The following is a 12,589-nucleotide window of genomic DNA, read 5'->3' as shown; positions in this document are numbered from 1 at the left end:
ATACCCAGACAGGTAGTTAGATACCCGGGTAATCAGAAAAAATTATAAAAAAAGCCCCAATATTGGGGCTTTTTGAGGTGGGATTTGAGCTACTCTTCCGGCGCCGCCTTCTGCGGCTGGGACTCACTCTCATAAACCAGCAGCGGGGCTGATTCGCCTTTAATGACCGCCTCGTCAATCACAACTTTCACCACATTATCTGTGGACGGGATGTCATACATGGTCTCCAACAATACAGACTCCATGATAGAGCGCAGGCCACGGGCGCCTGTTTTCCGTTCCATTGCCTTGGTGGCAACTGCATCCAACGCATCGGGGCGGAAATCCAGTTCTACATCTTCCATCTCAAACAGTTTTGCGTACTGTTTGGTCAAAGCGTTGCGTGGCTCGGTGAGAATCTGCACCAGAGCCTCACGGTCCAACTCTTCCAAAGTTGCGGTCACCGGTAGGCGGCCAACAAACTCCGGGATCAGTCCGTAACGAACCAGATCTTCAGGCTCCAGGTCGCGCAGGATCTCACCAAAATTACTGGTGCCATCCTTCGATTTAACCTCTGCACTGAAACCAATTCCACCCTTCTCCGAGCGATCGCGGATAACCTTATCCAGCCCCGCAAAAGCGCCGCCACAAATAAACAGGATATTGGAGGTGTCGACCTGCAAGAATTCCTGCTGCGGATGCTTGCGTCCACCCTGCGGCGGCACAGACGCCACAGTGCCTTCAATCAACTTCAGTAGTGCTTGCTGCACACCTTCACCGGACACATCACGGGTAATTGAAGGGTTGTCTGACTTGCGCGAAATTTTGTCGATCTCATCGATATAGACGATACCCTGCTGGGCTTTTTCTACATCGTAATCACACTTCTGCAAAAGCTTCTGGATGATATTCTCAACATCCTCACCCACATAACCAGCTTCGGTCAGGGTGGTTGCATCGGCAATAGTGAAAGGAACATTGAGCAGGCGAGCCAGGGTCTCGGCAAGAAGGGTTTTACCACTACCGGTTGGGCCTACCAGTAAAATATTAGACTTGCTGAGCTCTACTTCATCCTTACTTTTAACACCAGACTTGGTGCGCAGACGCTTGTAGTGATTGTATACGGCGACAGCCAGCACACGCTTGGCTCTCTCCTGCCCAATCACATACTGATCGAGGATTTCAGTAATCTCACGGGGTGTCGGCAGGCGCCCTTCAGGCCCCTCCGCAGTCTCTTGTACTTCTTCACGAATAATGTCGGTACACAGCTCGACACATTCATCGCAGATAAAGACTGACGGCCCAGCGATTAACTTCCGCACTTCCTGTTGGCTTTTGCCACAGAAAGAGCAGTACAGCAATTTTCCGCTGTCTTCTCCGCTGCTTTTGTCGGTCATCAAAATACTCCGTCGTCACTGGCCGGCCAGGGCCCTAAATTCAGCTTACCCAGCAAGATGCTGCCTTTTGGCGTGATTTTCAAGTCCCAACGAAAGCCAGCCTGTCAAAAAAACCAACTTTCGCTGAAATCCGCCTCCGGCAAACTTTTAATGTAGAAAAATCTACTTATCGAATGCCTGTCGGCGAGACAATACATCATCGACCAAGCCATATTCCTTGGCTTCATCGGCGCTCATAAAGTTGTCGCGCTCTGTATCCCTCTCAATATCACTGACTGGACGTCCAGAGTGATGCGCCATGAGCTCATTCAAACGATGACGAATCTTGAGAATTTCCTGGGCGTGAATGTGGATATCGCTCGCCTGCCCTTGGGCCCCACCGCTGGGCTGGTGAATCATCACACGGGAGTTTGGTGTTACGAAGCGTTTGCCTTCAGCACCGGCAGTCAACAAGAAGGCGCCCATACTACAGGCCTGCCCAATGCACATAGTGCTGACATCAGGCTTAATGAACTGCATGGTGTCATAGATAGACATGCCGGCAGTTACCGAGCCGCCCGGTGAATTAATGTAGAGGTGAATATCCTTATCCGGATTTTCTGCCTCGAGGAAAAGCAGCTGCGCAACAACCAGATTGGCCATGTGGTCTTCTACAGGCCCGACCAGGAAGATCACACGCTCTTTTAACAGGCGAGAATAAATATCAAATGAGCGCTCCCCTCTGGCGGTTTGTTCTACCACCATGGGAACTAAACCTGATGCTGAGGGCTCTATCGAAGCTTTTGGAAAATCAATTCGTGCCATAGGTACCATTGCTTCCTTTTGTGGCGTATTCGGCAGGCCAGCGAATAGGCATCATATGCCCATGCTGAAAAATTTGGTTTTCAGAGCTTAACCGGTCAGGCGAGAGAAAGCCAGCCGGTAAAAAGGAAGGAGATGTAGGGGCGTCACGCTTGAGCGGACGCCACCTTACACCTGAATGAAGTGAGAGATTAGCCTTGTTTTTGCGGCTTAATCACTTCGTCGTAGCTGCTGTCAACTTCAGATACTTTAGCTGAAGCCAGTACGTGATCAACAACCTGGTCTTCCAGTACAACAGACTCAACACCAGACAGCAGCTCACGGTTGCTGTAGTAATAGTCAACCACTTCTTGCGGCTGCTGGTAGGTAGAAGCCAGCTCTTCAACTTTCGCCTTTACGCGATCGGCATCAACAGAAAGTTCATTCTGCTTAACAATCTCACCGACTACCAGACCGAGAACTACACGGCGTTTTGCCTGCTCTTCGAACATAGTATCAGGCAACATGCGCTCGGCATCTTCAGCCTTGATCTGACCACCAAACTGCTGAACCATTTGACCACGCAGGGTAGTTACTTCACTGGCAACCAGAGCGGACGGCAGCTCAACTGGATGCTTCTCGAACAGCTGATCCATGATCTGGGTCTTAACTTTGTTCAGAGCGGCATTTTTCAGCTCACGCTGCATGTTGTTGCGAACTTCCTCACGGAACTTCTCTTCGCCACCTTCCTGAACACCGTAAGCTTTGAAGAACTCTTCGTTCAGCTCGGGAAGTTCAGGCTTCTCGGAAGAAGTCACCTTGATATTAAAGGTAACAGCAGCACCGCGAAGCTCTTCTGCCTGGTAATCTTCCGGGAAGGTCAGATCAATGTCTTTCTCTTCACCGGGCTTCATGCCCAGAATGCCTTCTTCGAAGCCAGGGATCATCTGGCCGGAACCCAGTACCAACTGGTGACCTTCGGCCTTGCCACCTTCAAACTCTTCGCCGTCTTTGCGACCAACAAAGTTGATAACAACACGATCGCCCTTTTGAGCTTTGCGCTTGGTATCTTTCCAGGAAGACTGTTGCTTACGCAGAACATCGATCATGTTCTTCACGTCAGCATCAGTAACTTCTGCAACAGGACGCTCTACAGCGATCTCAGCCAGATCAGCGAGTTCAACTTCAGGGTAAACCTCGAAAGTAGCAACGTACTCCAGATTTTCGCCAGCAGCAGTCTGCTTGGCTTCGATGCTAGGCTGGCCGGCAGGTTTAACCTCTTCCTTCTGTACCGCTTCGTAGAAAGAACGGCTCATTACCTCACCCAGAACTTCCTGACGAACGCCGGCGCCAAAGCGCTGACGAACAACCTTCATCGGCACCTTGCCTTTGCGGAAGCCATTGATGCGAACAGTCTTAGCAGCCTGCTGGAGACGCTTATCCACTTCTTTGTCGACAATTTCTGCCGGCAAGTTGACCGTTAAGCGACGCTCCAGACCGGAAGTAGTTTCGATGGAAACCTGCATGTTTATCCTCGTGAGACTATCTCTGTAATCGCGCCGCAGCGCCAACGAATACCGGGTCACCGAGACTTAGTCAGCAACCTCGTGGCCCAGCACCAAAACAATACTTTTGTGCTGCCGCCAAATACACAAGAAGCCCGCACCCACCCCTCCAGGGCAAGTCACACGGACTTCAAGGCTTTTAATTTGGTGGGGACGGGGAGACTCGAACTCCCACACCTTTCGGCACCAGAACCTAAATCTGGCGTGTCTACCAATTTCACCACGTCCCCAAATCGAACCTGCCGCTAACTCTTTGATATTTAAGCGCTTTCGCTACTTTTTTAGAGCCCATCGCGACAAGGGGTGCAGATTGTGCCACAGCATTTTGGGGTCTTCAACACTTTACTGAACACTTTTCTCATAAAATAAAAAAAGGCGCCTCAAAGGCGCCTTTTTTCGGGGTCTAATTTCCTTAGACTCGCTCTACAACAGTGGTAATACCCTGCCCCAGACCGATACACATGGTAGACACACCCAGGTTGCCGCCCTCATTCTGCATAACGCTCAGCAGGGTGCCAGTAATGCGCACGCCAGAGCAGCCGAAGGGGTGGCCCAGGGCAATAGCGCCACCGTACAGGTTGACCTTCTCATCCATCTGCTCAAGCAGATCCAGGTCTTTCAGCACCGGCAGCGCCTGCGCCGCAAATGCCTCATTCAGCTCAAACTTGTCGATATCGCCAACAGTTAGACCCGCTCTCTTGAGCGCCTTCTTGGTAGAGGGCACCGGGCCATAACCCATAATGGACGGATCAACGCCAGCCAGCGCCATTTCTTTCACGCGGGCAATAGGAGTCATACCCAAAGCCTGAGCGCGCTCAGCAGACATTACCAGCATCACAGAGGCACCGTCAGTGATCTGAGAGGAGGTGCCAGCTGTTACCTGACCGTGCTTCGGATCGAATGCCGGCTTCAGCTGAGCCAGACCTTCCACGGTGGTGTCCGGACGGATGGTTTGATCCGTCTCAACCAGGAAAGGTACGCCGTCATCGTCATGACCTTCAATAGCGATAATTTCGCGATTGAACTTGCCAGCCTTGGTAGCTTCAGCAGCGCGATGGTGAGAGCGTGCACCGAACTCATCCATCTGCTGACGTTGGATACCGTGCATCATCGCCAAGTATTCAGCAGTCATACCCATGGAGCCGGCAGCTTTAGCCATATAGCGACCCAGCATTGGGTTGGGGCTAACATGCTCCATCATGTTCAGGTGACCCATGTGCTCAACACCACCCACAACGTACACATCGCCAACGCCAGCCTGGATGTTGGCAGCTGCAGTATGCAGGGAGGACATAGAGGAGCCGCACAGGCGGTTGACGGTTTGCGCCGGGATAGTGTGTGGCAGACCAGCGCGCAGCAGGATAAAGCGAGCTACGTTAAAGCCCTGCTCATCGCGCTGCATAACACAGCCCCAGATCAGGTCATCGATCTCGGCGGGATCGAGCTTATCATTGCGCTGCATGAACTTTTTCAGCAGCTCAGCGGACATATCATCGGCGCGAACATGGCGATATACACCACTCTTCGAGCGACCCATGGCCGTACGCGCGTAGTCGACGATTACGGCATCTCTAGGATTTAAACTCATCGCTATTCTCCTTACTTGTCGCCGTAGTAGGTTTTGCCACTTGCGGCCATTTCACGCATGCGATCGGTCGGCTTGTACAACTCACCCAGATCGGCGTACTTATCGGCAATCTTCACGAATTCATCCAGACCAATGCTGTCCAACCACGCGAAGATTCCACCGCGGAACGGAGGGAAGCCAATGCCGTAGATCAGCGCCATATCAGCTTCAGCTGGGGAATCCACGATACCCTCTTCCAGGCAGCGAGCCAGCTCGGTTGCCATAGGCACCATCATGCGCTCGATAATTTCGTCTTTTTCAAACTCGCGACGTTCAGCAACGTGCGGCTTAAGCAGCTCGTAGGACTCTTCGGTAGCCACTTTCTTCGGGCGACCTTTTTTGTCCTGCTCGTAGTTGTAGAAGCCTTTGTTATTCTTCTGGCCGTAACGACCCGCTTCATACATAACGTCGGAAGCAGCGGTAAAGGTTTTACCCATGCGATCGGGGAAGCCTTCAGCCATTACGCTTTCTGCGTGAACACCGGTATCGATACCGACAACGTCCATCAGGTAAGCGGGGCCCATCGGCCAACCCCAACGCTCCATCACCTTGTCAACGGCCTGGAAGTCAGCGCCATCGCGCACCAGCATGGAGAAACCGGCAAAGTAAGGGAAGAGAACGCGGTTAACCAGGAATCCAGGACAGTCGCGTACAACAATAGCCTTCTTGCCCATCTTATTTGCGTAGGCAACAACGCGAGCTACAGCTGTGTCGGAAGTTTTCTCTCCGCGAATCACCTCAACCAGCGGCATTTTGTGCACTGGGTTGAAGAAGTGCATACCGAGGAAGTTCTCCGGACGAGAGAGCGGCTCAGCCAGCTGGTTAATAGAAATAGTGGAGGTGTTAGAAGCGATCACAGTGTCTTCGCTTACCTTGGTTTCCACTTCTTTCAATACTGCGTGCTTCACCTTGGGATTTTCAACCACGGCTTCCACAACAACATCGATATCGTTGAAGCCATCGTAGCTCAAGGTAGGCTCGATACGGTTGAGCACTTCACCCATTTTGACGGGGGTCAGGCGCTTGCGATCAACCAACTTGGACAGCAGCTTGTTCGCCTCATTCAGACCAAGATCGATACCCTTCTGGTCGATATCCTTCATCTTGATCGGAGTGCCTTTGTAGGCAGACTGGTAAGCGATACCGCCACCCATAATGCCAGCACCCAATACTGCCGCACGCTCAATCGGCTTATCGGCCTTCTTCTCCCAACCTTTGGCAACTTTACCAATTGCCTGGTCAGCCAGGAACAGCCCTACCAGAGACTTCGCAGTGCCGGTCTGCGCGCAGAAAATGAACTTCTCCTGCTCGATTTTCAGCGCTTCATCACGGCTCAGCTTGTAGCCCTGCTCGATTGACTCAACCGCAGCTACGGGAGAGGGGTAGTTTTTACCCGCCTGCTGACCCACAAATGCCTTGGTGGTAAAGAAGGCCATTAGCGCTTCAGTATCATTCAAGGGGATTGGAGATTTCTTCAGCTCGCGAATGGCTTTGTAGTCCAGCTCGCCATTAATAGCGCGCTCAAGCAGCTTGACCGCTGCATCTTTGAGCTTGGCAGTGGGGATAACCGCATCGACAGCGTGAGCTTCCAGAGCGGCGGCAGGCTTCTGCTCCTTACCCGCTGCAATCCACTCAGCAGCAACATCAACACCCACTACACGCGGCAGGCGAACAGTGCCACCCCAGCCCGGAATCAGACCCAGCTTAACTTCCGGAAGGCCAACTTTGGCCTCTTCGCCCATCAGGCGGAAGTCACAGCCAAGACATACCTCAAAACCACCGCCAAGCGCGTAGCCATTAATTGCTACCGCAGTCGGTACCGGAAGGTCTTCCAGGCGGTTGATATTTTCGTTGTTCTGATTCATCAGATCAGCAACGCCCTCTGCACCTGCAGAGAAGGCACCACCAAACTCAGTGATATCAGCACCAACAATGAAGACGCCTTTACCGCTGGTCAGCAGTACACCTTTTACACCATCCGCTGCTTCGATAGCATCCAGCGCTTGGGAGAATTCAGAAACCGTCTGACGGTTAAATTTATTGACGGATTCGCCTTGCAGGTCGAATTTGAGCTCGGCGATGCCGTTGTCCAGCATCTGTACCGTGAGCGCTTTGCCACTAAATAACATTGATTGACCTCTTTTATTCTGGGCCGCGATCCTGGGCCCGGGGTCGGAATTTTTGTGCAACCAAGGGCCGCCCCGCACAGCGCGGTGACACTTAGGCCCAATTTGGTCAGCCGTAGTATAGCCAGATTCAAACGATTGTTTGAATACTATTTCTTACAAATGGAGTGGCACCAGGAGTGCCAAAGTACAGAAATTCGCCAGTTTGCGAACAGAGAGAAATTAAAGCTGGGCTAGTCTATCTCGGATCGTGCTGCCTTATCAGCCACTTGGCACGAACTCCCTCTTTTCTAAACCACCTTTCAGGAATTGGGCTCTTGAAGGTCGGGATGCCCATAAGCCGGCATCATTGCGCTGACAACTACACAGTCACAGCGACCTGTATTTCGAAAGCGGTGCGGACGCTGAGCATCAAAATAATACCCATCACCGGCACTCAGCAGGGCAAAGTCGGAGCCAACCGTAACCTCCAGGTCACCACTGACAACCACCCCACCAATCTCCCCCTCAGCAGATTCGAGAGAAAAGCCGGTGTCATCCCCAGCCGGAAATACTTTCCACAATAGCGACATGCCGCAGTTTGCTTTTGCCCCTCCAAACAAACGGCAGGACACAGAGCCGTGACCGACCTCAGGCACTTCATCTCCGCGAAAAAAAATTTGCTTTGCGCCCGATATTTCCAAGGAAAAAAATCGGTTAGCGGCATAGGAATGGCGCCCAATATTTTTTTTAAGGAGCTTACGGAAGGGCTAACCTTTCCCAATTCAATAAAAGAAATTGTTGCGTTGGTTACCCCAGCCCGTCTCGCCAACTCCCTCTGTGAGATACCGTAAATGTGGCGCACCATTTTCAAGCGGGCGCCAACATCCTCTTCAGGATCATCCATGCTCCCCATTAGCTCCTTTTGTGCAATCTCCCTCAGGTAAAAATCACCGAAGTTGAGGCATTATGTAAAAGCCAATCACACCATATCTTCAAAGGGATTTCCATTTGGCAGCTTCACCGGCGGCATTCCGGGTAAACAAATTTCTTCTTCTGAGATAGTGATCTCACTTTCATTGATCATGCCCTCACCAAATCGATAAATAACATCAAGCTCACCACGAGAAGCCTTGGTGTTGTACTTTTCGCTCTGCTCTACAACCTTCTCGTTCAACGCTTGAGACGCCACAATGGCCGACTTGCCATGACGCTTTTCCATCATTGATTTTGTGATCTGCGGGGACAAAATTGTTGCCGTCGCATTATTTCCACCAAAACCTTTCGAGTTTAAGAACGCTAAATCAAGCGCACCCCTGCCCCTATCGGTATGCTCAAGGGAAATATCCAGATGCTTACAATGAACATCATCGGCGATGTGATCAACGGTGGTCACTCCCGGGAGTATGCCGCGATCAAATACACCTAACGCTGTAACTAACTGATCTCCACTGGCTGAAGCGACGGTATGCCCCAAAAAGGCCTTGACCGCACAAATCGGCCACTCGGCAATGCCAAATGCGCCGGCCAAACGATCAAAAATAGCGGACTCAGTAACCCGATTTTGCGGCGTACTGGAGCCATGGGCCTGCACAAAGCTGCGACGCCGCAAACTATCCTCGCCCACAATTGCCCGCGCCTCCGCCATTGCCCTGGCCATCGTCAGGTAATTCCCGGGACCCGGCGCAGAAATCGATTTCTTTGTACCGTCAGCATTGGTAAACACACCGGCAACCGAACCATATACGGAAGCACCCAACTCAAGCGCCAGAGTATCATCCATTAAGATGACCCACTGGGTACCCTCACCCAAGGTAAAACCACAGTTCTCACCGAACGGGCGACTGGTGCGTCGATAATCAATTTCACCAGGGAAAAGCTTGCGTAAATTCTCGGTAGTGGCAAGAGCACCCATCGTTGAGTAGCCATCGACAACTTCAGGCACAAGGGGCGCCTCAGCCGCACCAATTACAGCGACCCGCGCCCTACCCGAGCGAATATCTTCAACGCCAGCGCGAAGGTTGTACAGGAAGGTTGCGCAAGCACCGGCAACAGCGCCAGTAGAACCGACATTTCCGAGCACATAAGCGTTAACAAAATCCGCTGGCATACTATTTAGACCAAGCGCTAACTGTTTAGAGCTTACGCGACCACCTCGCAGGCGGGACTGCAATAGACCACCGTTGCCAAATGGGTCCAGTTGACTCATTGCCGAGGCAGCATAGAGTGAAATATTTCCCGGCCCAGCCGCAGATACAACGGTATCCCAATCAACCCCCAAAGACTGCACAGCATCTGATGCGCCCAAGAGGGCCAACTGCAGTCCCCTCGGGTGAAATCGAGAGTTATATTTAGTGCCCGGTTCAAATCCGGTTGGGAGCTGGCCGGCAGCAGCCACACTTATCTCGCGGTGGCTATCCAACAAAACTGACAGCTCAGCTGTGGTGACCCGAACCCTGCCGCCCTGGATATGCTCCAAGTGCCAATGAGCGGGCACAGGCTGCGGAAGCTGCCGGGTGGAAATTTCGAATGTCAGGCCCTGGGGGTTTGCGAGTTGGGCAGACTGATGGAAATGGCACTTGCGGTAGTCGTAATAGCGACTCTCTAGCTCGCGCACCAAAGTACCATCCAACACCTGCTGCTCAAGGGCAGGGTCCAAAATGCCTTCAGCGTTGTCTCCGGTACGCAAGCCCATCAGGGCAGCCAGGTCGGAAAGAGTGCTATCCCTTTCTTCCTTACCCAGCTTATCTAGCACGAGGCGAGAGTACCCCCTATGGAAAGAACTACGTCCAGCAGGGTTGAATCCACCGAATGCGGTGATTACGGGAAGGCGCTGCATCCTGACCTCCAGCCAAGCACTTAACACTATAAAAATAAGAGATGCGAGTGTAGGGGGTGGCGATTCTGTCCAGTTATGGGCATACTGGCCAGCAAAATTGAGTGTTTTGGCCAATAGCGCAAGTGCGCATAGATGTGTAATGCGAACAGTAACTTTTCTACTTATCGACCAGATGCTGGCAACCGGTACCGTTCTCCCACTTGAGATGCTCCGCGGTGCGGAGAGTCGCGCCAGGGTTGAGGGCATCAAGGGCAGCCTAAAACTGGTGACCGCCAGTTTGGATGGGGCACCAGTAAATACCCGCTGCGGGTTTACCCTTCAACCGGACGTCGCTCTTAGCGATGCACCAGATAGCGACCTAATCTACATCCCGACCATGTGGCGCAACCCCCGCCCCGCCCTTAAGCGAGGCGGAAAAATATTGGAATGGCTGCGCCAACAGGAAAAACAAGGAGCTGCAATTAGTGCTGTGGGTACCGGAGTTTGCTTTTTGGCCGAAGCGGGCCTCCTTAACGGAAAACCTGCAACCACCCACTGGCATTATTTTGATCAATTTAGCTCAGACTATCCAGAGGTAAAGTTAAAACGTCAGTATTTTATTACCCAGGCAGACAAACTTTTCTGTGCGGCCAGCGTCAATGCCCTCGCCGACGTAACGGTTCATATGATCCGTCAACTGTATGGACCGGCCATCGCCAGTCATGTGGAGCGCAATTTCTCTCACGAAATTCGCCGCCCATTTGAAGAGATAGCCTACTCAGAAGGATCTGTTCACCTACACCCAGACGAAGATATCGTTCAAGCCCAGGCCTGGCTCAAAGAACATTGTAATACCGAGGTACGCCTTAGCGAAGTGGCACAACTTTTCGATATGAGTGTGCGATCGTTCAATCGCCGATTCAAACTTGCTACAGGACAGACACCGCTGCAGTATTTGCAAAATGTCAGGGTTGACATGGCGCGCGAACTTTTACAATCAAGCAATTTATCGGTCAATGAAATTGCTGAAAAAGTTGGTTACCAGGATATGGGGCATTTCACAGCGCTATTTAAAAAATTCCTGGCAACAACTCCAAGTGAATACCGCACCACGGTGCGAGCCAAGCTATTCAGGGTCAATACTTAATTTTCTTAGAAAAATAACATCGCTGTGAACAAACTGGAGCTCGGCACCGAGTGACCGAGCCAACCATTCAAATGTCTTCACGCTAAAGAAGCAAATATGTGTAGGGTCTCTGATGTAGTGCCAATTGGCGAAGCGCTCTGCAGAAATAACCAGTTTCGTCATCAGGGCCATAACCCCCCCGTGCGAAGCCTTTGCCAAAGGTTTTCAAGCTCCTCTCCCGGCCTCACAAGATGTTCGATCACTTCTGTAGCGACAATAAAATCGTAGCTCCTATGCAGCGCCTTTCTGGCCGGTATGTAAAAGTGATCATACAGGTCCACCCGGTGCCCACTCTCCGCCATAATTCTGGCCAATAAAGGCGCCGGGCCACAACCAAAGTCCAGGCCATGACAGGCTCCATTCAACTCTTTCAGTAACGGCTGCGCGCAACGACTAAGAAATTGATGGTAACCGTCATCCTCCATCGAATTCTCATGGAGGTCGTAATAAGCTCTCTCTTTTTCAGGTGTCAGATGGTATTGCTGCGGCACAAAAACGAGCGCGCAGTTATCACACTGATGATAACTGCGGAATTTATCCTGATGGTAAAGCTGTACCGCACTTTGGCGGCACAGCGGGCAATGAAGTGACAACTTACGCTACTGCGGCAGTGGACTTAGTCTCATTCTCTCTGTGCTGCAGCACATTACCTTCTGTAATCGAAATTTTTCGTGGTTTCATCGCTTCGGGTATTTCGCGTACCAATTCTATATGCAACAACCCATTAGCCAGTTTTGCATCGGTCACTTTCACGTGATCGGCAAGCTGAAAGCGTCGCTCAAAATTTCTTGCGGCGATACCCCTGTGTAAATAATTTCCCTGGCTATTACTTTCTGGCTTAGTACCGCTAATCACTAAACGATTTTGCTCCACATGAATATCGAGTTCAGACTGCTCAAAGCCAGCGACAGCCATGGAAATTCTGTAGCTATCCTCACCAGTCAGCTCTATATCGTAAGGGGGGTAGGAAGGCTGCTTTTGCTCGCTTGTGGTCATTGCATCGAGCAGACTGGCCATACGGTCAAAACCAATTGCAGAGCGATAAAGTGGAGAGAAATCAAAATTACGCATTATCATATCCTCAATTCAGAGCAATATTTAAAACCACGTCCGTCAAATGACCGGACTCTAT

The 12,589-nt window shown here is 51.5% G+C and carries 9 protein-coding genes, 1 tRNA gene and 2 pseudogenes; 1 reads left to right on the top strand and 11 read right to left on the bottom strand.

Going from position 1 to position 12,589, the window contains the following annotated elements:
- Positions 1-89: 89 nt before the first annotated feature.
- From clpX to QT397_11655, 9 genes and pseudogenes are all read right to left on the bottom strand, one after another.
- Positions 90-1,376 (bottom strand): ATP-dependent Clp protease ATP-binding subunit ClpX, encoded by a 1,287-nt coding sequence (clpX, locus tag QT397_11695; protein WNZ57958.1) that lies wholly within the window; start codon positions 1,374-1,376, stop codon positions 90-92.
- Between the two features lie 162 nt (positions 1,377-1,538).
- Entirely contained in the window at positions 1,539-2,180 is a 642-nt protein-coding gene (clpP, locus tag QT397_11690; GenBank protein WNZ57957.1) for an ATP-dependent Clp endopeptidase proteolytic subunit ClpP, read from the bottom strand.
- Between the two features lie 188 nt (positions 2,181-2,368).
- Positions 2,369-3,682 carry a trigger factor gene (tig, locus tag QT397_11685; GenBank protein WNZ57956.1) on the bottom strand — a complete coding sequence of 438 codons (1,314 nt, stop codon included), beginning with the start codon at positions 3,680-3,682 and terminating at the stop codon, positions 2,369-2,371.
- A gap of 184 nt (positions 3,683-3,866) precedes the next feature.
- A tRNA-Leu gene (locus tag QT397_11680) sits at positions 3,867-3,951 on the bottom strand.
- 182 nt (positions 3,952-4,133) lie between these two features.
- Positions 4,134-5,309 carry an acetyl-CoA C-acyltransferase FadA gene (fadA, locus tag QT397_11675; protein WNZ57955.1) on the bottom strand — a complete coding sequence of 392 codons (1,176 nt, stop codon included), beginning with the start codon at positions 5,307-5,309 and terminating at the stop codon, positions 4,134-4,136.
- Between the two features lie 11 nt (positions 5,310-5,320).
- On the bottom strand, positions 5,321-7,477 hold the full coding sequence (gene fadB / locus QT397_11670; protein WNZ57954.1) for a fatty acid oxidation complex subunit alpha FadB: 2,157 nt from the start codon (positions 7,475-7,477) through the stop codon (positions 5,321-5,323).
- 299 nt (positions 7,478-7,776) lie between these two features.
- Positions 7,777-8,112 (bottom strand): cupin domain-containing protein, encoded by a 336-nt coding sequence (locus QT397_11665; GenBank protein ID WNZ57953.1) that lies wholly within the window; start codon positions 8,110-8,112, stop codon positions 7,777-7,779.
- A 113-nt stretch (positions 8,113-8,225) separates the two neighbouring features.
- A pseudogene (locus QT397_11660) lies at positions 8,226-8,321 on the bottom strand (helix-turn-helix transcriptional regulator).
- 114 nt (positions 8,322-8,435) lie between these two features.
- Positions 8,436-10,292 (bottom strand): beta-ketoacyl synthase, encoded by a 1,857-nt coding sequence (locus tag QT397_11655; GenBank protein ID WNZ57952.1) that lies wholly within the window; start codon positions 10,290-10,292, stop codon positions 8,436-8,438.
- Positions 10,293-10,431: 139 nt separating this feature from the next.
- Here QT397_11655 and QT397_11650 point away from each other — a divergent pair, with 139 nt between their 5' ends.
- Entirely contained in the window at positions 10,432-11,418 is a 987-nt protein-coding gene (locus QT397_11650) for a helix-turn-helix domain-containing protein (protein ID WNZ57951.1), read from the top strand.
- Here the strand turns inward: QT397_11650 and QT397_11645 are convergent.
- Together QT397_11645 and QT397_11640 are read right to left on the bottom strand one after the other, a co-directional pair.
- A pseudogene (locus tag QT397_11645) lies at positions 11,398-12,050 on the bottom strand (class I SAM-dependent methyltransferase). The gene QT397_11650 and the pseudogene QT397_11645 sit on opposite strands and share 21 nt — an antisense overlap.
- Position 12,051: 1 nt before the next feature.
- Positions 12,052-12,528 carry an Hsp20 family protein gene (locus QT397_11640; GenBank protein ID WNZ57950.1) on the bottom strand — a complete coding sequence of 159 codons (477 nt, stop codon included), beginning with the start codon at positions 12,526-12,528 and terminating at the stop codon, positions 12,052-12,054.
- Between the last annotated feature and the right edge of the window lie 61 nt (positions 12,529-12,589).

Source organism: Microbulbifer sp. MKSA007, assembly GCA_032615215.1.
GTDB lineage: Bacteria > Pseudomonadota > Gammaproteobacteria > Pseudomonadales > Cellvibrionaceae > Microbulbifer.
Note: the sequence above shows the minus strand (reverse complement) of the source record. Positions and strands in the feature narration are given on the sequence as shown.